19 protein-coding genes are annotated in these 26137 nt (G+C 60.3%); 9 read left to right on the top strand and 10 right to left on the bottom strand.

Annotated features, from left to right (window positions below):
• Window positions 1-829: coproporphyrinogen dehydrogenase HemZ (hemZ, locus tag QZZ60_RS04045; protein ID WP_295638157.1), on the top strand; the 829-nt coding region annotated here is incomplete at its 5' end.
• Here the strand turns inward: hemZ and QZZ60_RS04040 are convergent.
• Both QZZ60_RS04040 and QZZ60_RS04035 read right to left on the bottom strand, forming a co-directional pair.
• The gene (locus QZZ60_RS04040; protein WP_295638154.1) at window positions 710-1723 is read right to left on the bottom strand and encodes an ATP-binding protein; all 1014 of its coding nucleotides are present in this window, start codon (window positions 1721-1723) and stop codon (window positions 710-712) included. The genes hemZ and QZZ60_RS04040 overlap by 120 nt on opposite strands.
• An 8-nt stretch (window positions 1724-1731) precedes the next feature.
• Window positions 1732-4035 carry an LPS assembly protein LptD gene (locus QZZ60_RS04035; protein WP_295638151.1) on the bottom strand — a complete coding sequence of 768 codons (2304 nt, stop codon included), beginning with the start codon at window positions 4033-4035 and terminating at the stop codon, window positions 1732-1734.
• Window positions 4036-4277: 242 nt separating this feature from the next.
• Between QZZ60_RS04035 and alr the strand changes: the two genes are divergently transcribed.
• Entirely contained in the window at window positions 4278-5396 is a 1119-nt protein-coding gene (gene alr, locus QZZ60_RS04030) for an alanine racemase (RefSeq protein WP_295638147.1), read from the top strand.
• 140 nt (window positions 5397-5536) lie between these two features.
• Here alr and QZZ60_RS04025 read toward each other — a convergent pair whose 3' ends face one another.
• The 3 genes from QZZ60_RS04025 to QZZ60_RS04015 all read right to left on the bottom strand — a co-directional run bounded on the left by QZZ60_RS04025 (window position 5537) and on the right by QZZ60_RS04015 (window position 8000).
• Window positions 5537-6454: a dihydroorotate dehydrogenase gene (locus tag QZZ60_RS04025; protein ID WP_295638144.1), complete on the bottom strand. Its 918-nt coding sequence runs from the start codon at window positions 6452-6454 to the stop codon at window positions 5537-5539.
• Entirely contained in the window at window positions 6454-7305 is an 852-nt protein-coding gene (locus QZZ60_RS04020; protein WP_295638141.1) for a dihydroorotate dehydrogenase electron transfer subunit, read from the bottom strand. Before QZZ60_RS04020 ends, QZZ60_RS04025 begins: the two co-directional genes overlap by 1 nt.
• 86 nt (window positions 7306-7391) lie before the next feature.
• The gene (locus QZZ60_RS04015) at window positions 7392-8000 is read right to left on the bottom strand and encodes a manganese efflux pump MntP family protein (RefSeq protein WP_295638138.1); all 609 of its coding nucleotides are present in this window, start codon (window positions 7998-8000) and stop codon (window positions 7392-7394) included.
• Between the two features lie 89 nt (window positions 8001-8089).
• Here QZZ60_RS04015 and QZZ60_RS04010 point away from each other — a divergent pair, with 89 nt between their 5' ends.
• Window positions 8090-9772 (top strand): ribonuclease J, encoded by a 1683-nt coding sequence (locus QZZ60_RS04010; RefSeq protein ID WP_295638137.1) that lies wholly within the window; start codon window positions 8090-8092, stop codon window positions 9770-9772.
• A 259-nt stretch (window positions 9773-10031) separates the two neighbouring features.
• Here QZZ60_RS04010 and QZZ60_RS04005 read toward each other — a convergent pair whose 3' ends face one another.
• From QZZ60_RS04005 to QZZ60_RS03985, 5 genes are all read right to left on the bottom strand, one after another.
• Entirely contained in the window at window positions 10032-11477 is a 1446-nt protein-coding gene (locus tag QZZ60_RS04005; protein WP_295638134.1) for an aryl-sulfate sulfotransferase, read from the bottom strand.
• Window positions 11478-11546: 69 nt separating this feature from the next.
• The gene (locus tag QZZ60_RS04000; RefSeq protein WP_295638131.1) at window positions 11547-13460 is read right to left on the bottom strand and encodes a TRAP transporter large permease subunit; all 1914 of its coding nucleotides are present in this window, start codon (window positions 13458-13460) and stop codon (window positions 11547-11549) included.
• Window positions 13461-13588: 128 nt separating this feature from the next.
• On the bottom strand, window positions 13589-14662 hold the full coding sequence (dctP, locus tag QZZ60_RS03995; protein ID WP_295638128.1) for a TRAP transporter substrate-binding protein DctP: 1074 nt from the start codon (window positions 14660-14662) through the stop codon (window positions 13589-13591).
• 576 nt (window positions 14663-15238) lie between these two features.
• Window positions 15239-16324, bottom strand: coding sequence for a TRAP transporter substrate-binding protein (locus QZZ60_RS03990; protein WP_295638125.1), 1086 nt, complete (start codon window positions 16322-16324; stop codon window positions 15239-15241).
• A 365-nt stretch (window positions 16325-16689) separates the two neighbouring features.
• Window positions 16690-16866 (bottom strand): transcriptional regulator, encoded by a 177-nt coding sequence (locus QZZ60_RS03985; protein ID WP_294487013.1) that lies wholly within the window; start codon window positions 16864-16866, stop codon window positions 16690-16692.
• A gap of 198 nt (window positions 16867-17064) precedes the next feature.
• Here QZZ60_RS03985 and QZZ60_RS03980 point away from each other — a divergent pair, with 198 nt between their 5' ends.
• From QZZ60_RS03980 to QZZ60_RS03955, 6 genes are all read left to right on the top strand, one after another.
• Complete coding sequence (locus QZZ60_RS03980) at window positions 17065-19035, top strand: hypothetical protein (RefSeq protein WP_295638120.1); 1971 nt, start codon at window positions 17065-17067, stop codon at window positions 19033-19035.
• Window positions 19036-19176: 141 nt separating this feature from the next.
• Window positions 19177-21444: a glycosyltransferase family 39 protein gene (locus tag QZZ60_RS03975; protein WP_295638117.1), complete on the top strand. Its 2268-nt coding sequence runs from the start codon at window positions 19177-19179 to the stop codon at window positions 21442-21444.
• 85 nt (window positions 21445-21529) lie between these two features.
• On the top strand, window positions 21530-22132 hold the full coding sequence (gene plsY / locus QZZ60_RS03970; protein WP_295638114.1) for a glycerol-3-phosphate 1-O-acyltransferase PlsY: 603 nt from the start codon (window positions 21530-21532) through the stop codon (window positions 22130-22132).
• A gap of 163 nt (window positions 22133-22295) precedes the next feature.
• On the top strand, window positions 22296-22628 hold the full coding sequence (gene raiA, locus QZZ60_RS03965) for a ribosome-associated translation inhibitor RaiA (RefSeq protein WP_295638111.1): 333 nt from the start codon (window positions 22296-22298) through the stop codon (window positions 22626-22628).
• Between the two features lie 152 nt (window positions 22629-22780).
• Complete coding sequence (locus QZZ60_RS03960; protein WP_295638108.1) at window positions 22781-24067, top strand: ATP-dependent 6-phosphofructokinase; 1287 nt, start codon at window positions 22781-22783, stop codon at window positions 24065-24067.
• 156 nt (window positions 24068-24223) lie between these two features.
• Window positions 24224-26137: exodeoxyribonuclease V subunit beta (locus QZZ60_RS03955; protein ID WP_295638105.1), on the top strand; the 1914-nt coding region annotated here is incomplete at its 3' end.

Here is a 26137-nt window from a genome sequence, read left to right as displayed (position 1 = left end):
GCAATTAAAAGGTCGTGAACTTAACACGGTATATATTGGAGGAGGAACTCCTACAACATTGGAACCTGATCAGATGGATAGGTTGATTACAAGTCTTAAGGAGAATTTTGATTTTAGCACAGTAAGAGAGTTTACTGTTGAAGCGGGACGACCTGACAGTATTACTGAAGAAAAGCTTAAAACATTAAAGAAACATAATGTTTCAAGAATTTCAATTAATCCCCAGACGATGAATCAGGAAACTTTAGATATTATTGGAAGACAACATACTGTAGAACAGGTTAAGGAAGCGTTTAAGCTTGCAAGACAGTGTGGCTTTAATAATATAAATATGGACTTTATTCTTGGACTTCCACAAGAAGATGAAAAAATGGTAAGATATTCTATGGAAGAGGCAAAGAAACTTAGTCCGGAAGGAATAACCGTACATTCTCTTGCATTAAAGAGAGCAGCACGTCTAAATATTATGAAAGATAAATATTCTGACATCCATATGGAAAATAGTTCTGAACTTATGAAAGTTACAGAAAAGTATTCAGAAGAGATGAATATGAAACCTTATTATCTATATAGACAGAAGAATATGGCAGGTAATCAGGAAAATGTAGGATATTCTATTGAAGGTTGTGAAGGCCTTTACAATATTCTTATGATGGGTGACTTTCAGGATGTATGGGCTGTTGGAGCAGGAGCGGTTACTAAGCTTTTGTCACCGGATAGAAAAGAGGGCAAAAGAATAGATACTGTAAAGAATGTAGACCAATATATTGAAAGAATTGACGAAATGATTGAAAGAAAAAGAAAATACTTTCAATCTATGGGTTGTTAAAAATAAAAAACAATAGTAAAATTTATGGTTGTGCGGAGGCACGCCGCCGCCGATGATGGACACGCTTGAATCGCTGTGATGAGGCGTGCGAAACGGACGACTCGTCACAAGTCCCCGCCCTTCCAGCATACGCGCCACGCTGTAAATCTTGGTCACTTCCAGTGCCTCTTCCAGGTCAAGCGGAGGAAGAATGCCCGGCATTCGTCTTGCGAGCATGGTCTTTCCGCTGCCCGGAGGGCCGATGAACAGCAGATTGTGCGCACCGGCCGCAGCCACTTCCATGGCGCGCTTGGCCTTTTCCTGCCCCTTCACGTCCGCAAGGTCCAGAAAGTCCTCCGCGTCCCGTTCGGGAACGCGCGCCGTCACGGGAAGAAGTTCCGTCCGACCGGCAAGAAAGGCCGCAGCCTCCGAGAGCGTGCGCGGGGCGAACACGTCGAGCCCTTCGGCCATGGCGGCTTCCTGAGCGTTGTCCGGGGCCACCAGCATGCCGCGCGCGCCTTCCGAGCGCGCCAGCATGGCCACGGCCAAAACGCCGGGCACGGGCTTGAGACGTCCGTCGAGAGAAAGCTCGGCGGCAAAGAACCAGCCTTTCAGAGCATCCGCGGGAAGGATCCCGGACGCTCCCAGAAGGCCGAGCGCAAGAGGCAGGTCATAGGCCGAGCCCTCCTTGCGGCGGTCGGCCGGGGCCAGATTCACCGTGATGCGCCCCGGAGGAATGCGGAAGGAAGAATTCTGAAGCGCCTTGAGCACACGCTCACGGGATTCCCGCACAGCCCCCTCGGCCAGCCCGACCATGACGAACGAAGGCATGCCCTGCCTGCCGTAATCCACCTCAAGATCGACACGAAAGGCGTCCACTCCCAGAATGGCTCCGCAGGAGAGCTGAACCACCATGGGGGGCCTCAGAAGCTCAGACCGGGCAGTTCGAGGATGAGCCGGTAGGAATTGTCCCTCGCCTTGCTCTGGATGGATCCCAGAATATGGAAGCACTGATGATAATAGCCGATGACGAATCGTCTCTCATAGTTCTTGCCGGTCTCGATGTTGTCCTGCGTGCGATAGTACAGCGATATGCTGCTCGTGGGACGGAAGGTGAAGGTGTTGGTCAGAAGACGCTGAGCTCTGGTGAAGCGGATGTCGCTCAGATTGTCCCGCTTCATCTCGTCAAGGTAGTTGTAGTACTTGTTTCTGGTACTGTAGGACAGACTCCAGGATCCCCAGCGAGCGTTGGAAAGCGTGGTGCCGGTGTCGCTGCGGGTGATGCCGTCGCCGTACATGGACACGTAAAGACGATTCCACACGCTGAACCAGTCGACCGGCCGAAGTTCCAGATAGGAGTACGTGTCCATGACCGGCTTGCGCTCGTACAGATCGCGGAAGTCGTTGCGGTTGGCTTCGTCGATGTCGTAGCCCGTGGCGATTTCCCAGCGCACGGGGTCGAAGTAGCTCTCGGAAGTTCTGTAGCTGCCCTTTGCGCCGGAAACGGTTTCCCGCCTGGCCGTCACGATGTTGGTCACGGAAAGACGCACTCTCTGCGAAGGCTTGAGGCGATCCGTCTCCTCAAAAATGGGATTGTCGGACTGATCCCTGTCGGGCGTCCATTCATAGGTCAGACGGGGCTGCACTCTGTGACGCACGCCGGTCCAGCCGGTCTTTCCCACATTTTCCGCCACGGCTTCCAGGTGGTTCTCAGGCATCTCCCATATGCGGGAAAACTGCGTGAAGGTCTCCGCGCTCATGTCGGGAATGAAGCGGTCCTTGGTGCCGCCGCCGCGCGTCCAGCGCAGATCGTCGTTGAAGGGCACATGATTGCTGTTGTAGTAGGTCTGCCGCACGCCGCCGGACACAAGCAGGGAAGCGCCGGGCAGATTCACGGGCAGCGTCAGCTCGGGATGGATTTCCGTGCGCAGGCCGCGCACGCCGCGGGCGCGGTACTCATAGGTGCTCGACACCTCGCCCTGCAGTTCCAGAGGCAGATCTTCCAGAAGAGCGCCCTTGAAGAGATAGGCGTTCACGGGGATGCGCTGCACCGTGGTGTCCTGACTGTGCGGCTGGTTGCCGTGCCCGAAGGAAGGATCCTGCTCGTAGCGGAAGCCGACGGACACCATGAAGCGGTCCCAGTCGCGGTACAGGAAGCCTTCGCTCACGCGGCTCTTGTCCACTTCCTGCAGGTCGCGTCCGAACATGTCGTAAAGAGAGTCGCGGGAACGGTTGAAGCCCGTGCGCATGTCGCGGAACTGCCTCAGGAAGTTCTGATCCGAAGTATAGTCGAGGTTGTAGCGGTAGCGCCAGCCGGAATCACCGACGAAGCCGTCGCCCATGCCGCGCAGCCAGAACCGTTCCTCGTTGGTGTTCACCTTGCCGTCGGTGTCGTTGACGGGGTCGCCGGAATCCCGCCGAAAGGTGTGCTTGTCGTACAAGGCGTCGAAGGCCAGCCAGGTCTTGTCCTGATCACGGGTATGCGCGCGGTATTCAATGCCGGGCATGAACCCCGCCTTGCTCATGTAGGTGCCGTAGAAGGTAAGGTCACGGCTTTCGTCTATGACCTGGAAATAAGGCTGGGAAAAAAAGGTGCCGTTCAGACTGCTGTAGCCGAAGTCGGGCATGAGCAGACCGGACTGCCTCGTGGTCTTGGCCGGAAGGACCAGATAGGGCGCGTCCATGAGAGGCACGTCCAGGATGTTGAGCGTGGTATGCTTGAGCTTGGCGTAGCCGTCTATTTCGATGTCGGCCTGATCGGCGTCAAGAGACCATGCCGGAACGTCGCCGTCGCAGGCCGTGACCCGGGCGTCCCGGAAGCGGTAGCGGTCGCCGAAGAGCTTGTCCACCTTCTGCCCCGTCACGTACATGTGAGGCCCGGCAATGAATATGGAGCCGTCCTTGAGCCAGCCCGTGCGGGAGGTAAGGTCGAATTCCGCTTCCGAGGCGTTCAGCATGTCGCGCCCCATGCGCGCCTCCACCTTTCCTTTGACGAAAATCCAGTTGGTCGTGGTGTAGTATCTGGCGAAATCGGCCTTCATGTAGTCTTCGCCGCGCTGGAGCAGAACGTTGCCGGTGGCCTCGACGATGACGCCGTCGTCAAGACTGACGAGATTGTCGGCATTGAGCGTCCAGGGAACTTCTCCGCGGGTGGTCAGAGACTTCTGCCCGCCCAGGCTCTGCGCAGCCTGCGAGGTAGAGAAAAGGCACGTCAGCACCGCGAACACGGTCACAATCGTACGACACAACGAAGATAAGGAAGCGAAAGGAAAAAACACGGCATATTCCGGGTTGCAAGACAGGGAAAGAGGCGGTAGAGGCAGAAACGGAACGCGAAAAAAGACAACCGCCGGACGTACCGGCCGGCTTTTCAGCACGAAGCTGATTTTCCATAGCATACAACTTGACCGAAAAAAAGCCCCCGCACGGGCCTTAACGCCGACCGTCTCCGCCGGAAAGGATATCCATCATGATAGAGCCTTCATGCCATGTCCGCATCAACTGGGAACATTTCCGCCACAACCTCGTCACCCTCATGCAGAAGGGACACGAGCTCATGCCCGTCATCAAGGCGGACGCCTACGGACACGGCGTGACCCGCGCCGCCAAAATACTGGAAGAGTGCGGCATCGCCTGGGCTGCGGCCGGCACGCTTGAGGAGGCCGCAGCGATACGCGACGCGGGCTTTTCCGGCAACGTCGTCTCCCTGCTCTGCCGCGCTCCCGGCGACGACGACATACGCCTTGCCGTCGAAAAGCGCCTGACCCCGCTCATCCACAACGTCGAAGGCCTTGTCGCCTCGCGGGACGCCATGCGCAGGCAAAACGCCGCAGCGCCCCTCACCATCGCCGTCAAGGTGGACACCGGCATGGGACGCCTCGGCTTTGCGCTGGAAGACATTGAAAAGGTCGCAGACTTTCTCGCCGTGTCTCCCGAGCTGTCCCCCATCGTGCAGGTATCGCACCTCGCCGTGGCCGACGATCCCGCAGAGAGCGCGTACACCTCTCGTCAGTGCGACATCTTCTATCGTGCGGCCGACATTCTGCACAGGAACTTTCCCGCCATGCGCTGCTCTCTCGGCAATACGGCCGGTCTTCTGGAAGGCGTGACGCACGATGACGACATCTGCCGTCCCGGGCTGGCCCTGTACGGCTATGATCCTCTTTACGGAACCGGACACGAAGGCCTGTGCGGTCCTCTTCTTCCCGTCATGGAAGTTTCCGCGCCCCTCATCAGCGTTCACCCTCTCCACAAGGGCGAAAGCGTGGGCTACGGACGCACCTACAAGGCCGACTCGGAGCGGCTCGTCGGCTGGGTGGCCATAGGCTATGCCGACGGCTACCGCCGCAACCCCGCGCATGGCACCTGCATGTGCATAAACGGCACGCGCGTGCCCGTCATAGGCAGGGTGGCCATGCAGATGACCTGCGTGGACCTTACGGACCTTCCCACCCCTCCCGTCCCCGGAGACACGGCCTATGTGCTCGGCGGACCGGGAAACGGCGTCAGCGCACAGGAACTTGCCGAATGGTGGGGCACCATTCCCTACGAAGTGACCTGTCTGCTGGGCAAAAACAGAACGGAATAAAAACAGGGGGCCATGCCCGACTTTTTTATGTCGTACCGACACGTGCGCCTTCGGCATCCCTGCCCGGCGTCCGCCCGGAGAAAAACAGCGGAAAACGACGCCCGTCGCCCCCGTGTGCCGCTGCTCTCTACGGAAGAGAACTACATCTTCAGAGCGCCGCGGAACGAAGCCAGATCCTCTATGCCGAGCTCTTCGCAAAGCGCGGGAAGTTCGCGGATGATGCGGAAAATGGTGCCGGGATCGCTGAAGTTGGCCGTTCCCACGGCCACGGCATGAGCGCCCGCCAGCATGAATTCCAGCACGTCGCGTGCCGAGCGCACGCCGCCCACGCCGATGACGGGCACCTGCACCACACGGGAGATCTCCCATACGCAGCGCAGGGCCAGCGGCTTGACGGCGGGCCCGGAAAGTCCGCCGATGACGCTTCCGAGCATGGGTCTGCGGGAAATGATGTCCACGGCCATGCCCTCGATGGTGCCCATGCAGGAAATGATGTCGGCACCGGCGGCCTCCACGGCCTTGGCCACCTCCACGATGTCCATGATCTGCGGGGAGAGCTTGGCGATGACGGGCTTGCTGCCCGCCGCCCGCTTCACGGCGTTCACGGCGCGCGCGGCCGTCACGGGATTCTGACAGAAACGCTGTCCTCCGCGATGGTCGTTGCGGCAGGAAAGGTTCACTTCCATGGCGGCGACGCCCCTCTCTGCGGCAAGCAGCGCGGCCAGTTCGGAAAACTCGTCCACGTTGGAGGCGTTGATGTTGGGAATGATGGGCACTTCCTGCCACGGAAGCTCGGGAAGCACCACATTGACGAAATGTTCGGCACCGTCGTTCTGCGTACCCACGGCGCTCAGCATGCCGCCCGGCGTTTCCGCAATGCGGGGCATGGGCGCGCCCGCGCACGGACGCAACGTAAGACCGTTGGTGATGATGCCGCCAAGCTGCTCTATGTCCCCGTAGGGACGATACTCGAGTCCGCTGCCGAACGTGCCGGAAGCGCTGAGCACGGGATTCTTCAGTTCCAGAAGTCCGTCGACAAGAGATACGCGAAAATCCATCACAGACTCCTTTCTTCCGCCGACACGGCGTGCAGGTCTATGTCCGAAGCCCAGAACACGGGGCCGCTTGTGCAGGTCTGCACGGGCAGTCCGGCTCTCACGGGATCGGCCCAGTGCTTCGAGGTGACGGTGGTGCAGCCGAGACACGCCCCCGTGCCGCAGGCCATGCGCTCTTCCAGCGAAAGCTGCGTGGGCAGATCAAGCTCGATGGCCCTTTCCCACACGCGCTTAAGAAAGGGCATGGGGCCGCATGCCAGGCACAGACCGCCGTGCTCCTTGTATTCCAGCATTTTTTCACGAACGACGCTGTGAAAGTGCTCGAGTTCCTCGGGCGTGCGGTCACGCATGTTTTCCAGCTCCATGCGCGCGGCCATGGCGTCGGTAGGATAGTTGTTGCTCGGCAGGCCGTGCCCGAACAGCATGAACAGACTGGCCGGGGCCGGATGCAGATCGGCATATCCGGCAAAGGGCGCCATGCCCACGCCGCGGGCGAGCAGGAGCGTCGGGGTATCGGGACGCATTTCAAAGCTGGTGCCGAGGGGCCCCCACACGATGACCTTGTCCCCGCTTTTCAGGCGGGACAGACGATCGGTTCCGGGACCGACGACACGGAAAAACAGCACAAGGCTCTGCGAAGTCACGCGGCAGATGGAAAGCGGGCGAGCCCAGGTCGTCCCGTCGCCGTCCTGCACTGGTCGCAACATGATGAACTGGCCGGGATGCCAGCTTTTCCATGCCGGGCGTTCCAGCGTGAGCGCGTAGAAACGGTATATGCCTGAAGGACCGGCCACAGGCTGGCCGAAAGGCACGTTGTCCGTCACCATCAGTTCTGTGCGAACAGGGGAAATCATGGGGGCCTCCGCAAGTGTTTTTCTTTATATGTATCCGATTTTATTCCCGGTCAAGAGATGCCCCCGACAGGCCTCCGCGCATGAATCTACAACACCCCGTGTTCATACAGAATTTTTACGCCTATGCCGATGAGTACCAGTGCTCCGAGAACGGAAACCTTGTTGCCGAGGATGTCGGAACCGCCGATGATGCGCCCGAGCTTCACGCCCGCCGCGGTGACGGCGGCGCACACAAGGCCGATGATCACGGCCGGACCCCACACGGACACGCCTATCATGGCGAAGGAGAGCCCCACGGCCATGGCGTCTATGCTGGTGGCCACGGCCAGCATGACGAGCTGCACCCCGCGGGAGGGATCGCCGGAGCCATGCGTCTCCTCCTCTTCCCCGAAGAACGCCTCACGAAGCATATTGAGCCCCACAAGAGAAAGCAGCGCAAAGGCTATCCAGTGATCCCAGGCCTCGATGTAGCTGCGGACGGAAAGTCCCAGTGCCCAGCCCACGACCGGCATAAGAAACTGAAACAGACCGAAATGAAAGGAAAAACGAAAATAGTGCCGCCATGTGACGGACGGCAGCGACGCTGCGGCGGAGACCGATACGGCAAAGGCATCCATGGCCAGGGCGAGAGCGATGGCAAAAACAGTGAAAAAAGTCACGGCAAGCTCCGGAATTGTGTTTGACGCATTATACATATCCGCCGCTCCGGCACAAGAGCTTGTGCAGAAAAGCGGTATGCGGTACGATGCCGCGTACTCAAAAGAACTAAAGGAACCTTCCGAATATGTCTGAACCTTATCTGACCATAACCCCGCTGGGAGGACTCGGCGAAATCGGCATGAACTGCCAGAAATGGCAAACCGATCAGGGGGTTGTGCTGATAGACTGCGGCCTGATGTTCCCCGACGACGCCCTGCTCGGCGTCGACGTCGTCATTCCCAGGCTGGAATCCGTTTTCGCCGAAGGTGAAAAGGTGCTGGGCATCGTGCTCACCCACGGCCATGAAGATCACATAGGAGCGCTGCCCTGGCTGCTGCTTCAGTACAAGAGCCTGCGCGGCATACGCATATACGGTTCTCCCTTCACCATCGCTCTTGTGGAGCACAAGCTTGAGGAACACGGTCTGCTCGACAGGGTGGAACTTGTGGCCATGCCCGCCCGCAGCTCGGTCACCCTGGGCAACCTTACCTTCCACTTCATTCCCGTCTGCCACTCCATTCCCCAGTGCTACGCCCTGGCCGTGGAAACGCCCATAGGCAAAATACTCCACACAGGCGACATCAAGCTCGACTCCGCCCCTCTCGACAGCGAGGAGGGTTGCGATCCCATCGCCGATTTTTCCCGCTTCGCCGCCGAAGGCGAACAGCAGGGCATACGCCTTCTTCTGGCCGACTCCACCAACGTGGAAAACCCCGGCCATTCCCTGCCTGAACGGCAGGTGCACGACGACCTCGACGCCATCTTCTCCGAAGTCACGGGCCGCATCATCATCGCGCTCTTTTCCAGTCACATCCGCCGCATACGCACCGTGCTGGAGCTGGCCAGAAAATACGACCGCTCCGTGCTCGTGAGCGGACGCAGTCTTTCCACCAACATCGAAAAAGCCGTGGAACTCGGTCTTCTGGAGCAGCCCGACAATCTTTACAGCGAAGCCGCGGGATTTCCCGAACTCGATCCCGGCCGTACCGTGGTGCTCGCCACGGGCACGCAGGGCGAAGCCCTTTCCGCCCTCGCCCGCATAGCGCGCGGCGAACACCGACAGCTTTCCCTGCACGAAGGGGACACGGTCATCATGTCCTCCCGCGTCATTCCCGGCAACGCCCGCGCCATTTCCAAGGTGCTCAATCAGATCTACCGGCTCGGCGCCGAAGTGTATCACAATCCCGACAGGACCGTGCACGCCACGGGACACGCCTGCCGCGCCGAGCTTACGGAGATCATCAGGGCCGTGCAGCCGGAATACTTCATTCCCGTGCACGGCGAATATCGTCACCTGGCCCTTCACGCCCGGCTTGCCGAGGAATGCGGCGTGGCCCATGATCACATCAAGATCATCGAGGACGGTCAGCCCGTCACCTTCCTTGCCGATTCCATACGCATGGAAGAGCCCGTTTCCGTGGAATCCGTCATGGTGGACGGCAAGGGCGTGGGCGACGTGGGCCGCATGGTGCTCAAGGAACGCCGCATACTGGGCGGCGAAGGACTCGTCGCCGTGGTGCTCGTCATCGCCGAGGAAACCGGTGAAGTGCTGCACGGTCCGGAAATGATCTCGCGCGGCTTCGTGTTCGAACAGCAGTACAGTCATCTGCTCGAAGACGCCAAATGCCTTGTTCTCGACCAGCTTGAGTCCACCAATCCCAACGACATCACGAAGCTCTCCGACCGCATACGCTCCAGCCTGCGTCGATTCTTCCGCGACGTGCTGGGCCGCGACCCCATCGTGGTGCCCATCGTCACGCAGATCTGACGCCATACGCTTTTTCAGCTCCGCAAGGCCCGGAACCTCTCCGCTCCGGGCCTTTTTTCATGCCCCGCCACCGCCGGAGCGCCTTTTCCTTCCCGACATTTCCCGGACTCGCCCCCGAGGTCGGCAGAGGCCTCCCGCTCCATGCGGACCAGGTGAAACATGCCCCCCTCTTTTTCCCAAAACACTTATTAACGCAGAAGACGCGCCCGGAAAGCCGGGCGCGTCTTCATTCATGAACGGGATGATCCCGCGTCGTCACTTAGTCGGTAGCGGCAATGCAGTCACCGGCATTGGCCACGTAGCCGAGAGTGCCTTCCACTTCCACTTCGCTGGTGCGGCTGCCGAAAGCAGCGGCGCCGGGCATACGGAAGGTGGCGCAGTCGGCGCGGGCGATGGCAACTTCAGGAGTGTGCTCGGCCTGAGGCACCCATTCGTAGGGCACACGGTAGGCGCGATACACCATGTTCATGTTGCGGCCGTCATGGTAGGGGTTGATGAATTCCCACACGATCTCATGGTCGGCGGTCACTTCGATGAGGCGGCCGTCGGAACCTTCGGTGATGAGGGTGTTGCCGTTGGGCAGACGCTGAGCGGAGCTGATAAAGGGGCTGTAGAAGCGGCTGGCATCCAGCGGAACCACGAAGCCGGCTTCATGAGGCGTGTACTGCCACACGATCTTGAGGGTGATGGGATCGAATTCCAGGATACGGGTGTAGTCGCGCTGAGCGGCCTTGACGCCGATGGGCGCGCCGGGGTTGGGATTGTCGTAACCGGCCCAGCCGCCGTTGTCGAACACGAGGATGTTGCCCGCGCCGGGAAGTCCGTCAGGAATCATGTGCGCATGATGCTGACCGATGATCCAGCCGAGGGAGTGTTCGGGATGGCCGATGCTGTAGTCGGGGCCGACCTTCCAGACGATCTTGCCGGTTTCCTTGCTGATGATGAAGATGATGTTGGTTTCGCGACCGTCCATGATGATGTTGTCGGGATGGAAGCGTTCATCGCCGGCATCATACCACTTGTTGGGTCCGAGGGTGGACATGGAGTTGATGTGCATCCAGTCGCCGAGACCGGGAGCGCTGTCGATGAGGGAACCGCCGCGGTAGTTGGGGTTGCGGGCCATGGCGTTGCGGGCGGCTTCGGAGAAGCCCATTTCCTCGACGTGATCGGAAGCCTGCCATTCCCAGATGATTTCGCCGTCCCAGTTCACTTCGTACACGACGTCGTCAAGCAGGGGCTTGTCGGAGATGTATTCGCAGTGAGCATCACGGTGGCAGAGCACGAGGGTGTTGCCGGACAGGGACTGGGGTTCATGACCGGGAGCGTAGTAGCCGGTGGTGCTGCCTTCGCGCTGGAAGTCATGATGCTGACGGGCCATCCACTGAGGCTTTTCACCCGGATCCTCAATGAATTCTGCCTGGTTGAATTCCCATACGACATTGCCGTCCCAGTCCACCTGGATGAGGTCGACCTGATCCTGAAGGCCGTACTTGGGGTTGCGGATGCCGCGGCTGCCGAGCAGATAACCGCCGGGGAAGATCTTGTTCGGGAAGCCGTGCACGCCCTTCCAGAGCTTGATTTCCTGGCCGTTCATGTCGATGAGCATGGCGCCCTGCCCCTTGACGGGCATGATCGTATAGCCGTTATACGCCTTTTCAGGATTGTAGAGCGTAACGCCGGTAGGATAAACTGTAGGATGACCCATGATAAAACTCCTTCATGAGAGTTGAGGGAAAGTTCCCGGGGCAGAGCCCCGGGGAGCCAGGAGAAATGTTTACAGGACTTCGGGACCCATGAGCGTGTAGGGCAGCCAGAGCGCGATGTCCGGGAAGAACGTGATGAGAATGACCGCAAGGATCATCAGACCCACGAAGGGGATGATGCCCTTGAAGATGGTCTCGATGGGAATGCCTTTGGCCACGCCGGCAAGAGCGAACACCACAACGCCCACGGGAGGCGTGATCTGGCCCATTTCCATGATCATGACGGATACCACACCGAACCACACGGGGTCAAAGCCCAGAGCCACGACGGTGGGGAAGATGGAAGGCAGGGTGAGCATGAGCATGGGAATGACGTTCATCATGCAGCCGAGGATGACGTAGATGACCACGATGATGGCGAACACCCAGTAGCGGTTGAAGGGCAGGGACACGATGAAGTCGGCCAGCAGGAAGGGCAGGCGGGTGGCGGCGAAGAAGTAGCCGAGAATGGCCACGCCGACCATGATGCCCATGATGCGGGCGGTGAGTTCACCGGTTTCATGCAGGGAGGCCAGAAGGTTCTGCTTGGTCACCTTGCGGCGAACGAGGGCGTAGAGGAAGGCGCCCATGGCGCCGATGCCGCCGCCTTCGTTGGGGGAGCAGACGCCTGCCACGATGCTGCCGAGCACCAGGACGAACAGGGCGAGGATCGGCACGAGGCCCATGGAGGACTGAATCTTCTCGGCCAGCGTGTACTTGGGACCGCGGGGAGCAAGTTCAGGATGACGCACGGCCATGTAGTAGATGTAGGCCATGAACATGAGGGCCAGCATGATGCCGGGAATGAGGCCGGCCATGAACAGTCGGCCGATGGAAACTTCCGTGACGATGCCGTAGATGATGAAGCCTGAACTCGGAGGGATGAGGATGCCCAGCGTACCGCCTGCGGCAAGTGCGCCCGTGGCGAGGGAGGGAGAATACTTGAGGCGCATCATTTCCGGCAGAGAAACGGAGCCCATGGTCACGGCGGTGGAAAGCGAGTCGCCGCACACGGCGGCAAAGCCGGTGCAGCCGGCGACGCCGGCCATGCCCATGCCGCCGGGCATGTGGCCTATCCACTTGTTGGCGGAGTTGAACAGGTCGACGGAAATGCCGGAGTAAAGGATCATGCAGCCCATGAGCACGAAGAGCGGCAGGGCCACGAGGTTGTAGTTGGCGGAGGCGGCGTAGGGGGTGGTGCCCACGGCGGCAAGGGCCGCCACGACGTTGCGGGACACGGCCACCATGCCCATGGCGCCGATGATGCTCATGGCCCAGGCGATGGGCATGCGGATGAACAGGAACAGGAACAGCAGGCCGAAGGCTATGAGACCGAGAATGATGTTGGAAATTTCGTAGGGGCTTTCACGATACCAGAAAGGCAGATAGGCCAGAGCGAAGGCAAAGGCGATGCCGAGCACGAAGGGAATGTAGTGTCTGCCGGAAAGGCACTTCACGGATTCGCGCAGGAACTGGAACAGAGCGACGATGGAGGTGATGCCGAGACCCACGACAGGCATCCAGTAATAGAATTCCAGAGGAACGTACAGCTCCATGGACTGGGTGCCGAACTTGCTCAGGAATGCATCGTAGCTCTCGGTGGTGAGCAGCACCATGATGCCCAGCACCAGGGAGGCGACGGTCATGTCGCACCAGCGCTTCAGGCCCGTGGACATGCGATCATAGATGAAGTCGATCATCATGTGACGGTCATGCAGCTGCAGGATGGCCATGAAGGAAAACGTCGTAAGAGCCAGAAGATTTTCCTGCAGTTCCAGAGAACCGGGCACGCTGAATCCGAACATTCGGCAGCACACGTCCACGGTGATGAGCACGGGCAGTATGGCCATGGCCACATAGCTCAGCCAGCTGACCTTGGTCGTGCATTTTTCGAGAAAGTCATATGCGCTCTGAAAAGCGGGAGAAAGAGAAACTTGTTCTGCCATGGGAACCTCGGCTTTTCGCGGACCGCACCCCGGGCGATCCGCACACAGAAGGAATAAGCCTGAAACAGTATTTTAACGGCGTATATACGGACAGGAGGAGGCCCATGGCCCCCTCCCCTTCCGATTCATTACATCTTGTAATCGCCGTACTTGCCGGCTCTCATTTCTTCAGTGTAGAACTTGGCGCGTTCCTGAGCATACTTGTACACGGCCTCGATGACTTCGGGCTTGGCGCCCTTGCAGGAAGCCTTCCAGTCGTCCACGAATCCGCCGAGAGGAGCGAGGAAGGGAGCACGTTCGGCGTCGGTGAGATAGAAGAAGGTGTGGCCCTGCTTTTCCATCCAGGCGGTGTCTTCCTTGGCGCCGTCTTCAAGGGACTTGCCGACGCCGAGGGCCATGTTCATGCCGCCGGTTTCATTGAGATAGGCCTTCATGTCGTCGGGCATGGAGTCCCAGAGATCCTTGTTGGCTTCCATGGTGAAGGCCTGCACCATGATGTTGAGCATCAGATGGTACTTGGTGGCTTCGGTGATCTTGTAGGACTTGAGGGGAGCGAGCGGGCAGATGACGCCGTCGCCCATGCCCTTGGACAGGGCGAGATAGGTGTCGGGAGAGCTCATGCGGATGGGGTTGGCACCGAGGGCCTTGACGAGTTCAAGGGCAACGGCGTCCCACACGATGATCTTGGAGCCCTTGAGTTCTTCCATGGTCTTGATGGGCTTCAGGGTGTGCAGCTGATAGGCGGCAGAGGCCCAGGAAGTGAAGTGAACGCTGTTTTCCGGCAGTTCGGCCTGCACTTCGGGGAACTTGCGGATAAGGTCCTCAAGAACCAGAGATCCCACGATGGCGTTGGGGCACAGACCGGGAATGGCCACCACGTTCATGAGGTTGTAGTTGCCGGGATACACGGAAGGACGCAGCACGCCGAAGTCCACGCGGCCGTCGGTGATGGCCTGAGGAGCTTCGGATTCGGGATACAGGGAGTTGGTGGCGAAATAGTCGAACGACAGCTTGCCGCCGAATTTTTCTTCCGTCGCCTTGAAATAAGGTTCCCAGTAGTTCACCACGGTGGGATGCTTTTCAAGATAGCTGCCCATGAAAGACAGATGCTTGAAACCCTTGGCAGCTTCCGCCGTACCGGAAAACACCATTGCTCCACCCAGTGCGAGAGCCGCAGCCAGCAGACCAAACTTCTTCAACATGCTGAAACTCCTCATTTTTTGCCCATCTTTTCACATCCGAACGAAAAAGCGCGCGGAGGTAAGCCGGACAGCTTTCATTCATTAGAGTTTTGATAAATTAAATATTACTCTTAAGTCAATGGTGAAATTTTTGCCATATTAATTATCTATCGATAATTATTTATTTTTTTATTTATCTTTTTTTTATGAAGCCTTTTTGTTTCCGCGTTTCATCCTTGTGCCCCATCCATGCGCCGGGAACGCATTTGCTGCGGGTTCATGTCCCCTTGACGGCATTTGTTCAAAAAATAGCAATAATTCCGCCATGTCCGCTTTTTTCCTCCCGCGTCCGCCCCTTCCTCGACGGGATTTTCAGGCGTCCCGGCTTCCACACGGCACGACAAGCAGGCATCCGAATGTCCGGCGGGATCTTGCCCCGCATCCCGGCCCTCTTGCCTCGGTGCGGAATGCCGCCGTCTCTCCGCTCTGTGCCGACGCAAAGGGCAAAAAGAAAGGCGACACCTGCGTGCCGCCTTTCTTCATGACGTCTGCCGGAGCCCGGCCTTCTTCACCGTGCTCCGCCTGCAGCCTTCCGGCTCATATTTTGAACTCGCCGTACTTTCCGGCATGAAATTCCTTGGTATAGTAGGCGCTGCGTTCGCGGGCATACTTGTAGATCTTGTCCGCAAGCGCGGGGGAAGCGCTCTTGCCCACTTCCTTTTTCCAGTTATCGGCAAAGACTTCCAGAGGTTCAAGGAAGGCGCCGCGTTCCTCGTCGCTCAGCACGATGAACTCATGTCCCTGCGACTTCATCCATTCCGCGTCCGCAATGGCTCCGTTGATCAGAGACCTGCCTATGGCTTCGGCCATCTTCATGCCTCCCTGCGCCGAAATCCATTTCTTCATGTCGGCAGGCAGGGAATCCCAGCTCTTCTTGTTGATCTCCTCCACAAAAGTGTTCACGCCGATGCCGAGAATGAGATGATACTTCGCGTCGTCGGTAAGCTTGTAGGAGCGCAGAGGAGCCATGGGGCAAAGCACACCGTCCACCATGCCGTGGGAAAGGGCGATGAAGGTGTCGGTGGAGCTCATGCGTATGGCATGCGCTCCGAGGTCCCTGAGAATCTCCATGGTAAGGCTGTCCCATGCGGCGATTCTCTTGCCCTTGAGATCCTCACGGGTACGGATGGGGGTGACGGAGTGAATCTGGTACGCGTCGGACGCCCAGGCCGTAAAGTGAACCGTATTGCGGGGAAGTTCGGCACGAACCTCGGGGAACTTCTGAATGAGATCCTCCGCCACAAGGCTGCCCACCAGCGAATTGGGACACATTCCGGGCAGGGCCACCACGCCGAGCAGCTTCATTTCCTTGGGAAAGAGCGCAGGACGAATCTGCCCTATGTCCGCGCGGCCGTCGGACACGGCCGAATAGGCTTCCGTTTCGGAGTACAGCGAATTGGTGGTGAAATATCTGAACTTCAGTCTGCCGCCGAACTGCTTTTCCGCCGCCTCCATGAAAGGTTCGAATACTTCCGTCGTCGTGGGATGCTTTTCAAGATACCCCCCGAGGAAGGAAAGCTGCACCGGATCCTTTCCGGCATCGGCCGCGCAGGCGGGGCTGAAAAACGAAAGCAGGCCGCCCAGAGCGAAGGCGGCCGCGCACGCAGTCCATTTTCTTATCATGTTGAGGCTCCTTTTCAGGCTCGCAGATCGGAAAGCGGCGCAAAAAATCAATGACACGCCGCACCAAAATTTTTCTCTAAAAGGATTTTGCCTGTTAAGTCAACTGGACAAGAGACGAACCTTTCTGCGCCTGCGGACAACAGCAACTTCTGTTCCCGCTTTTACTTCACCGCAGCGAAGAAAAAGAAGAAACTTTTTCCATCATGACGAAAAAATACAGGGCCGGAACAACGATCGGACAGGCACCTTCCTTGCGGAATCTCCCAGCTGGCACGGCCGCAATTCCCCTGACGCCCTCGCTCGACCGCGTTCGGGCATGAAAAAACCGGCACGGGGCCGGTTCTGAATCATCGAAAAAAAGGGAGCTACTCCGCCACGGGTTCGTAATAGCAGCGCTTGGGAGAGTAGATCTTGCCGGCCTTCTTGAGTTCCGCGCAGGCCTTGGACACTTCCTTGGAGTCCACGCCGAGCACCTTGGCTATGTCGCCGGGACGAACGGGCTTGCCCGCTTCCTTCATGGCTTTGAGAACCTGTTCTTCCATGCTAATACTCCTTTCGAGCTTGTTGTTCACGATCCGGCAGGGCTCGCCGCAGACCTCGAAAATCGCCTTTTCCGGCAGGCCCGGAAAAATCCCGCGGGATTCCCTGCTCCTGCGGCTGCTTGTATCCTTTCCTCCGGCGAAAGGCAAGCATTATTAAGAATAATTCCTGATAATTTTTTCAGCATTCCCGCGACTGCCATGAAATTTCTCTTCTGCCGCCTCTTTTTCGTGCTGCTCTGTTCCGCGTTTCTTTTCTCCTGTGCGTCCGGCACGGCGCAGCCGGACCGGGCGCCCTTGCAGGGAAGACCCGGTCCGGTCTATGTGCAATGGCTTGAGGAGCAGGCCTTTCTGCGGCAGGCTCCAGAGCTCACGGGCATCGTCAGCGGCTCCATGCTGAGCTGGAAGCACTCCTCCCGCTCTCCTCTGCCTGCCGATCGGAAAGGCGCATGGTTCTGTGTCTCTCCGACGCTTTCCGCATGGTCGGGAACACGTCCGTTCATGGCGGTTCTGGCCGAAAAAGGGATTACGGAACGACTGGCAAGGATCGGCGTGTCCGGGGTCGTGCTCACCGGCACGGCCGACACCGGGGACGAATGGGCCGGCCGCTCCCCCGCCGCAGGTCTCGGCAGGGACGACACGAGTCTCGCCTTCGGGCGTCTTGCCGGAAAGGATGAAGACTACGGGGCGTGGACGGAAGCTCTTGCCCGTGCCGGTCTCATGGCAGGCGGCGAGCTTCTGCCCTCCTTCACCGGCAGGGGGCCCGATTTTCTTCTGTCGTTGCGGGCCGTGCGGGACTATCCCGGCCTGTACGCCATGACCGAAATTCCTCCGAAGCTCTGGACGCTTCTACCTTCTTTAAAAGAAAAGGAATCCGTTCCGCTCGGCAATGACGCCCTTGCCTCTCTGACTACACGGGGGACGCTGCCCGGGGCGCTGGCTCAGGATGACGGTCCGGCCGACCTTCTTCCCGGCGGCTGGGCCGTCACAGGTCCCGTCTCCGGCGTGGACGGCGTAAAGCGACGCTGGGCCTGGCGCTGGCACGGCCGTCCCGACAGGCCGGTGCTTCACTGGGACGATCCTTCCGGTGCGGCAAGGCGTGTCATGGAAGCGAGTCTCATCCTTCAGGCCGGACTCAGGCATCAGGCGCTCGTGGGCATACGTGCGGGAGCCTGGCTGGGGCTGGACGCCTCCGACGCCCTGCGGGGCTCCGTCCGGCCGACGCTCGAGCCGGGGCTCTCCGCCCTTCGCGATCTTTCGCGCAACGCGCACCGCTACGGTTCGGCATTGCTGGTGCGGGACATCGTCCCGCAGGAACGTCTTGCAGCGCTCATGGACTGCGGCGCGGACTTCTTCTTCGACAGCGTGCTTTCTCCTGCTCTCGAAGAATCCCTTCTCACGGAAAACGCCGCCCCCGTGCAGGAAAGTCTGCGCCGCGCCATGTCGAGCAACCTTGATCAGAAACGCCTGTGGAGACAGTCCCCCGACGGGCTGCCCCGGCCGGACTTCACGCCGCTGCTTTCGCTCGTGCCGGAAGGATGGACCCGGATTCTTGTCCGCAAGAACTCGCCGGGCGAGGGACCGAGGCTCAATGCCGCCACGCTTGCGGCCATGGCCTGCGGCCTTGCCCCCGGCGAAAGTCCCGACGCCGAAACGGCACTCGCCATGCGGGAGACGCACGAACTCGGCCTTGCCGTGCGGGCGTTTCTGCCCGGACTCTTCATGTTTTCCGGCACGGACCTCGACGGCTCTCTGCCGGAAGGAAACGACTGGCCGGCCACGCCGCCGCTCTGGCAGCTCGACCCCATGCCCGCAAGTCCGCAGGGCCTTCCCTCCGGCAGGTCCGTCTACGCCCGACTGCCCGGCAGCGACATGGAAGCCCGCCTTTGCGCCATGCTCACCGCAAGAGACGTCTCCGGCATTGCCGCAGGAACGCTCGTCGACGTGCCTTCCTGCGCCGGAAAAAGCGTGCTCGTCACGGTATGCTCGCTGCCCGACGGAGACCTGCTGGCATTTTTCGGCAACCTTTCGCGCCAGAAGACGACGTTTATGCCGGACTTTCCCTCCTGGAAGAGCGCCGCGGAAAGAATCGACCTTCTTTCCGGCCTCCCCGCGCACGAAGACCGCATGACGCTTCCGCCGCACGGATGGCGCGCGGTGCGGCTTCGCTGAGATTCCCCTGCCGTTGAAAGCCGGCATGAAAAATCGTCCGGAATGCGGCCCGGGGCTTGCGCCGTCACGGATATTTTGGGATACTCGCCACACTGCCGGTCTTGCCGGACTTTTTTCTTGAACCCCCAGCGGGAGCCCGCCATGGACGAAAACATAGAACGTAAGGATCAGGACAAGGAAAAACTTTCCGCAGAACAGAGCGTCGCCGACGAACGGACGGAAACGACGCAGCCTGCGGATGAAGGCGTCACGCCCGTTTCCGACGAAAAGACTCCGCCCTCCGACGACAAGGCTCCTCAGGACGGCCCGGAAACGCAGCCCCAAGAGAACGCCGAAACGACGCGCTCCGAAGAGGATTCCGCCAGTCCCGCCGCCCCTGCGCAGGAGCAGGCGGAAGACAAGGAAGAGGGCCCGGCCGCAGATGCCGCAGACACGCCGCTCACGCTCGGCACCGCCCCGGCGGACAAGGAGAAAAAAGAAGCGGAAGCCATCGCCATGCCGAAAAAGGCCGCGCCCACGCCTCCGCCTTCCGGCCCCGCGGAAAAGCTCTTCAACGCACTCTCCTACGCCGGACTTCCCGTGCTGCTCATTCTCGCCGCAGCCATGACTTTCCTTGAAGTGTGGCAGGTGCGCGACCTGTGGTTCTCCGACGAAGTCCGGCTTGCCGACGCCTTCATGAACCTCGGCAGCGGCGACTGGCTCATGCTCACCATGAACGGTCTGCCCTACCCCGACAAGCCGCCGCTCTATTTCTGGTTCATGGAAGCGCTGACCATGATTCCCGGCGTCACCATGCCCATGGTGATGTTCCTCGCAGTGGCCGTCTCCCATCTTCTGTTCATCGGATCCATCTGGCTGCTGGCCCGGGGCACCGGTCACGATCGCCGCGAGGCCTTTGCCGCCGGTCTGGTGGCTCTCGGCTGCGCCTTCATCAGCGGCGCGGCATGCTATCCCCGCATGGACCTGCTCTTCGCCGCCGTGGTCGCCCTCGGCATGACCTGCCTGTACCGGGGATGGATAAAGTCGTTCGCCCCGTTCTGGCTTGCCGCGGGCTTTCTGCTCATGGGTGCGGCCACGCTCATAAAAAGCCCCCTCGGCATCGCCTTCGCCGTGGTCACGAGCGTCGTCTTCCTGTTCTGGCGCGGCACTCCCGGTCGTCTGAACAGCCGCGACGGCCTTCCGGGCTTCACCCTCATGCTGCTCATGATTCTGGCCTGGGCCGCCGCGCTCTATCTCGGCGGGCATCAGGAATACCTGCGCAACATGGTGATGCAGCAGCTTGCAGGACGCGTGCTCGAGGGCGGCAATCACGGACAGGTCTGGTGGTACTACCTCGTCGCCCTGCCCGTCATATGGCTTCCGTGGATTCTGGTGGTGCTTTTCGTCAACTGGCTGGCCGTGCTGCGCGGCATTCCCGCAGTCTGGAAAAGCCGCAGGGAAAAGGGCGGCTCGAGCTGGCTGTGGATATGGCTCGTCACCGGCGTGGCCATGCTCTCCGCCGTTCAGGCCAAGATGGCCGTGTACGCCCTGCCGCTTCTTGCGCCCCTCGCCGTTCTGACCGGCCGTTCCCTCATGCGTCTCACCCCCGGCCGCAGCCGCGTTTTCTTCAGCCTTGCTTCCGCCGTCCTTGCTGTTGCGGGTCTTGCCCTCGTGCTTGTCGAGGTGTTTCCCGTCGTGCGTCCCTATGTGGGCGACTACCTGCCTGCCGTCCCGGCCGTGGCCGACCCCTGGCTGGCCGGACTTGAAGGCACCATGTACATGGGCGGCGTGCTCATCCTTCTGGCCGTGGCGCTGCTCTTCTTCACCCGTCTCGGACTGCCCGGCGGCGCTCTTCTCGTCACGGCCTTCGGCATGATCCTCATGATGCTGCCCTACGAGGCCTTCGTCGCGCCTTCCATGGACAAGCTTCTGAGCCCGCGCGCTCAGGCGCAGGCCATGGCCGCCAAGGTAAAGGAAGGCTATGCTCCGGCCGCCTTCAACGTCTATCCCGGCGCCTACGCCTGGCACCTCAACGAACTGCTGCCCCAGCCCACGGGACGCCTCGCCGTGCCCGATCTCGCCACGACGGCCGACAGGGACGCCTGGCTCAAGGCCCATCCCATGACGGTCATGGCCATGCCCGCCGCCGACTGGGAAGCCTGGACGGACAAGCCCGCCGGGGCACAGGTCGTCCTCACCTCCTGGATGGTGCACAAAAACTATGTGGTGGTGACCTTCACGCCCGGCGAAACCCCTGTCCGGGACGCGCAGGAACCGGCTGCGGCCGAAGATGCTCCGGCCGAACAGGCTCCTGCTCCCGAGGCTGCTTCCGCACCCGAAGAAGGCGCGCCCGAAACGACGGACGCGACACAGACGCCCGCGCCCGCCGAAGCCCCCGCTCCGGAAGGCTCGCCGTCCGCCGCCGACTGAGTCACCGCATCATGCCCGGCGCGAAGCTGTCGCGCCGGGCATTTTTCCACGCTTTCCGCCAGAACCTCAACCCGGACACGCTCCCATGACCTATCTCACCCTCGTTCTCTGCATCGCCCTGGCCTTCTTTCTCGGAGCCATTCCCTTCGGGCTGGTCATCGCCAAAACCTTCAAGGGCATCGACCCCCGCAAGGCCGGAAGCGGAAACATAGGCTCCACCAACGTGGCCCGACTGTGCGGCCTGCCCTGGGGCATCATGACGCTTTTCTGCGACATCATGAAGGGCCTTCTGCCCGTGCTGCTGGCCGTGAACGTACTGCCCTCGCCCTTCATGCAGAGCATCGTGGCCCTCGCCGCGGTAACCGGACACATCAAGTCTCCCTTCCTGGGATTCCGAGGCGGCAAGGGCGTGGCCACCACCATAGGCGCGCTCATTCCCCTGGCCTTCTGGCCTCTTCTGTGTGCCGTGCTCTGCTGCGTGGCCGTCATCGCCGTCACACGCTACGTGTCTCTCGGCTCCATGGTCATGGCCGCCTCCCTCGTGGTCTTCTACGCGCTGTTCGGCCGCTTCGACCTCGAGCCTCTGGCCGTCGTTCTTCTCATCATGATACTCTGGGCCCATCGTGCCAATATAGGACGCCTCATGCGCGGCGAGGAAAGCAAGTTTCTTGCGAAAAAAAAGAGCTGACGTTCCGGCAAAGTTCCTGTTTTCATAACAGAGGAATGCTGGACCTTCATGATGTTCTATGCTAGCGTCTTTTTAAGAGCAGAAGACCGTACGGTTCGAGGTCTTTGCGTCCCATGAACGCGGGGTTTGCCCGCTCCCGGCCCGACCGGGGAAGGAATTGCTTATGCAGATTGAAGTCGTTTTCCGCAATCTTACCCCTTCCGATGCCCTGAAGAACTACGCCCTCAAGCGTTTCCAGAAGATAGAGCGCATGGTCGGCGATGAGGAAGCGAAGCTTCTGGTTACCCTTTCCATGGAGAACGGCCGTCCCAGGGCCGATCTTACGCTCACCGGTCAGAACCTCAACTTTGCCGCCGGCGAAAAGAACGACGACATGTATGCCGCCATCGATCTGTGCAACGACCGCATAGGTCAGCAGCTGCGCAAGGCAAGCGAACGCCGCAGCCAGATCAACCGCGACACCATGGTGAACTCTCTCGGAGACGGCAACGCGTAGCGGCCGCCTTTCCGTAAAAGACAACTCGTGAAGAAGAGCCTCCGGCCGTCCTGCCGGAGGCTCTTCTCTTATCAGCCCGGCTCCCAAACTTTTGCGTGACAAGAGAAATCAAAAAAAGTATCCTCTTCGCTCTATGATTCTGGAGGCTGCAAATGACTCACGAAATAGATACGCATATCATGACGGTGGGCAAGGCCAAGATAGACAACCCGGCCATCGGTCCCTACGTCGACGACACTCCCGTTCCCTTCTACCTTGACGCCGAACACGGCGGGGAAGACGTCAAGGGTCTGGAAGACACGCCCATCTATATAGAGCAGGCCGGTCCGCGCGAACACGTGTACTACGATCCCGGCAAGACCAAGGCGGCCATCGTCACCTGCGGCGGTCTCTGCCCCGGACTCAACGACGTCATCCGCGCCGTGGTGCTTGAATCCTACTACGGCTACGGCGTGCGCTCCATTCTCGGCATACGCTACGGTCTGGAAGGCTTCATTCCCAAGTATCATCACGAAATCATGGAGCTCACGCCCCGCAACGTGTCGGAAATCCACACCTTCGGCGGCACCATACTCGGTTCCTCCCGCGGACCTCAGAGTCCCGAAGAAATCGTGGACGCGCTTGAGCGCATGAACGTCAACATGCTCTACATCATCGGCGGCGACGGCACCATGAAGGCGGCCTCGGCCATTCAGGAAGAAATCTTCCGCCGCCAGCTGCACACCTCCGTCATCGGCATTCCCAAGACCATCGACAACGACATCAACTTCGTGCCCAAGTCCTTCGGCTTCGACACCGCCGTGGACGTGGCCACCTCGTCGCTGCGCTGCGCCCACACCGAGGCCATCGGTGCGCCCTACGGCGTGGGCCTCGTCAAGCTCATGGGCCGTGAATCCGGCTTCATCGCCGCCCAGGCCACGCTCTCGCTCAACATCGTGAACTTCGTGCTCGTGCCCGAGGTTCCCTTCAAGCTCGAAGGCGAAGGCGGTCTTCTGCCCGCTCTGGAAGAGCGCCTGAGAAACCGCTCTCACGCCGTCATCGTAGCCGCCGAAGGCGCAGGACAGGACCTGCTCACCGCGAGCGGCAAGACCGACGCTTCCGGCAACCGCGTGCTCGGCGACATCGGCGTCTTCCTGCAGAAGGCCATCAAGAACTATTTCTCCACCAAGGACATGAACGTCACGGTCAAATACATCGATCCGAGCTACATCGTGCGTTCCGTACCCGCCAACACCAACGACCGCGTCTACTGCGGCCTTCTCGGACGCAACGCCGTGCACGCGGCCATGGCCGGCAAGACCAACATGGTCGTCGCCCGCCTGCTCGACCGCTTCGTGCATCTGCCGCTGCAGCTCGTCACGCGCCGCCGCCGTCAGATAGACATCAAGTCCAACTACTGGCGTTCGGTCATCGCCACCACGGGCCAGAGACTCGCGTAACGCGGGCCTCCGCTTCGGAATCCGACAACGCGCAAAGGCCGCGGACAGTTTTGTCCGCGGCCTTTTTGTGTCCGGACGGAACGATTTTCCGTCTTGCGAAGACGCGCGGAATGACCGATGATGACAAAAAACGACCTTTTCCGAAGCACGTCCCCTATGAGCGAATTCCGACAGATCAAGGCCTCCGCAGGTTCCGGCAAGACCTATACGCTGACGAGCAGCTTTCTTTCCCTGCTCGCGGGCTCTTCCGGTGCGTCATGGAGCCGTCCGCCTTCCGGCTGCGCCGTGGCCGGGGAGGATGCCTACGGCTGGCAGGAAATTCTTGCCATCACCTTCACCAACAAGGCCGCCACGGAAATGCGCGAGCGTCTGCTCTCCCGTCTGAAGGCTCTGGCCCTGGCCCGGAACGCCTCCGCCTTGAAGGAGCCGTTCTGGAAGCCGGCCAGAGCGCGCGACGCCGTGGACATGCTCATACGCAGCTACAGTTCGCTGAACATACGCACCATCGACAGCCTTCTGCACCTCATGGTGCGTCTCTCCGCGCTGGACTTCGATCTTTCGCCCGACTTCGAGCCGCGCTTTGCCGACAGCGACGTCACCGGTCCCATCTTCGACGACATGGCCGAGCAGGCCCGCGACGACGAACTTCTCGGGGCCCTGTTCCGCCGCGCCTGCCGACAGATGCTGCGCTCGGAAAAGACGCGCGGATTTCTTGCCGGGGAACGCATACGCGAACGCGTGACCGCCATGGTCTCCCTCATGCTCTCCGGGGACGGCTGGAGCATACGCGATCTCGCCTCGCCGGAAGAGGCGGAAGACCATTTTGCTTTCATCCTGCGCGGCATAGAGAACGACGCGAGAGAAATGCGCGCCCGCATGGAACAGGAGGAGCTCAAGGCGAGCAAGCATTTTCTCAACGCCCTCGCCGCCTGCATAGACTGCGGAGGAAGAGCCGCAAAACTACCGCTCTCCTCGGCCATGTTTCAAAAGGAAAGCTTCGACGACTGTCTGCTCAAGGCCTCGAAAGGCAGCGCCAGTCTTTCGCTGCACGCGCTCTATGAAAGCCTGCAGAGCGACATGCGGGAAATAAGAGTTCTTCTCGGCGCGCGCCGTCTCATGCCCTTTGCCGAGCTTGCGCAGGCCGTGTATGCAAGGGTGGAGGAATACGAACGCAGAAACGGCATCATCGCCGCCTCTCAGGTGCCCAGACTCGCCATTCGCGCCGCGGACGACAGCGAGGGCGTGAACGAACTGTTCTGCCGTCTCGGTGCGCGCATCACCCATATGCTCATCGACGAATTTCAGGACACGAGCCGGGATCAGTGGCTCGCGCTCCAGCCTCTGGCCGAAGAGGCGCTTTCCAAGGGCGGCTCGCTCACCATCGTGGGCGACGTGAAGCAGGCCATCTACGGCTGGCGGGGAGGCGACGCCGCACTCTTCGATCAGCTCGTGCGGCCCGGCTCTCCGCTGCTTTCGCTGGTGGATCATCCCACGCTGGAAACGCTGCCCTTCAACTGGAGAAGCCGTCAGCGCATCGTGGCGTGGAACAACGCCCTCTTTTCTCCGCTCGGCAGCAGGGATTTCGCAAGGGAACTGCTCTCTCCCCTTGCCGAAGGAGACGGCGAGCTTCTGGAACAGCAGGCCTCGCTGCTCTCCGAGGCCTTCGACCGTGCCTCCCAGAGTGCGGAGCACTGCGCGCCCGGCGGACTCGTGACGCTGCGCGAACTCGAAAAGGGACGGGAGGAGGAAGAGCTTTCCTCCCGCCTGCCCGACATGGTGGAAGAGCTCGGCAGGAACCGGGCCTGGGGCGACATCTGCATTCTTGCACGCAACAACGATCAGGCCGCAAAAGCCGCGTCCTGGCTCATGGCGCGGCGCATTCCCGTGGTCACGCAGGGCAGCCTTCTGCTGGCCGAACAGCCGGTCATCGCGGGGCTCGTGAGTCTTCTGCGATTCCTGAACGACCCGGACGACGACATAGCCTTCTGGGCCGCGCTGAACGCGCGGAAGCTTCTGCCGGCCCTTCTCTCACCGGCCGGCGGGACGCGCGACGAGGGGGCCGTCCAGCAC

The sequence above is a fragment of the uncultured Mailhella sp. genome (genome assembly GCF_905187505.1).
In the GTDB taxonomy this organism is placed as follows: Bacteria; Desulfobacterota; Desulfovibrionia; order Desulfovibrionales; family Desulfovibrionaceae; genus Mailhella.
This window is presented reverse-complemented; position numbering and strand designations above follow the sequence as displayed.

Excerpts from the sequence above, each read along its gene's own strand:
- alr (WP_295638147.1), top strand. The coding sequence starts at position 4,278 with ATGATAGAGCCTTCATGCCATGTCCGCATCAACTGGGAACATTTCCGC.
- QZZ60_RS03985 (WP_294487013.1), bottom strand. The coding sequence starts at position 16,866 with ATGGAAGAACAGGTTCTCAAAGCCATGAAGGAAGCGGGCAAGCCCGTT.
- QZZ60_RS03975 (WP_295638117.1), top strand. The coding sequence starts at position 19,177 with ATGGACGAAAACATAGAACGTAAGGATCAGGACAAGGAAAAACTTTCC.
- raiA (WP_295638111.1), top strand. The coding sequence starts at position 22,296 with ATGCAGATTGAAGTCGTTTTCCGCAATCTTACCCCTTCCGATGCCCTG.
- QZZ60_RS03960 (WP_295638108.1), top strand. The coding sequence starts at position 22,781 with ATGACTCACGAAATAGATACGCATATCATGACGGTGGGCAAGGCCAAG.
- QZZ60_RS04015 (WP_295638138.1), bottom strand. The coding sequence starts at position 8,000 with ATGTATAATGCGTCAAACACAATTCCGGAGCTTGCCGTGACTTTTTTC.
- QZZ60_RS03990 (WP_295638125.1), bottom strand. The coding sequence starts at position 16,324 with ATGATAAGAAAATGGACTGCGTGCGCGGCCGCCTTCGCTCTGGGCGGC.
- QZZ60_RS04020 (WP_295638141.1), bottom strand. The coding sequence starts at position 7,305 with ATGATTTCCCCTGTTCGCACAGAACTGATGGTGACGGACAACGTGCCT.
- dctP (WP_295638128.1), bottom strand. The coding sequence starts at position 14,662 with ATGTTGAAGAAGTTTGGTCTGCTGGCTGCGGCTCTCGCACTGGGTGGA.
- QZZ60_RS04025 (WP_295638144.1), bottom strand. The coding sequence starts at position 6,454 with ATGGATTTTCGCGTATCTCTTGTCGACGGACTTCTGGAACTGAAGAAT.
- QZZ60_RS04040 (WP_295638154.1), bottom strand. The coding sequence starts at position 1,723 with ATGGTGGTTCAGCTCTCCTGCGGAGCCATTCTGGGAGTGGACGCCTTT.
- QZZ60_RS04005 (WP_295638134.1), bottom strand. The coding sequence starts at position 11,477 with ATGGGTCATCCTACAGTTTATCCTACCGGCGTTACGCTCTACAATCCT.
- QZZ60_RS04000 (WP_295638131.1), bottom strand. The coding sequence starts at position 13,460 with ATGGCAGAACAAGTTTCTCTTTCTCCCGCTTTTCAGAGCGCATATGAC.
- QZZ60_RS03980 (WP_295638120.1), top strand. The coding sequence starts at position 17,065 with ATGAAATTTCTCTTCTGCCGCCTCTTTTTCGTGCTGCTCTGTTCCGCG.
- plsY (WP_295638114.1), top strand. The coding sequence starts at position 21,530 with ATGACCTATCTCACCCTCGTTCTCTGCATCGCCCTGGCCTTCTTTCTC.
- QZZ60_RS04010 (WP_295638137.1), top strand. The coding sequence starts at position 8,090 with ATGTCTGAACCTTATCTGACCATAACCCCGCTGGGAGGACTCGGCGAA.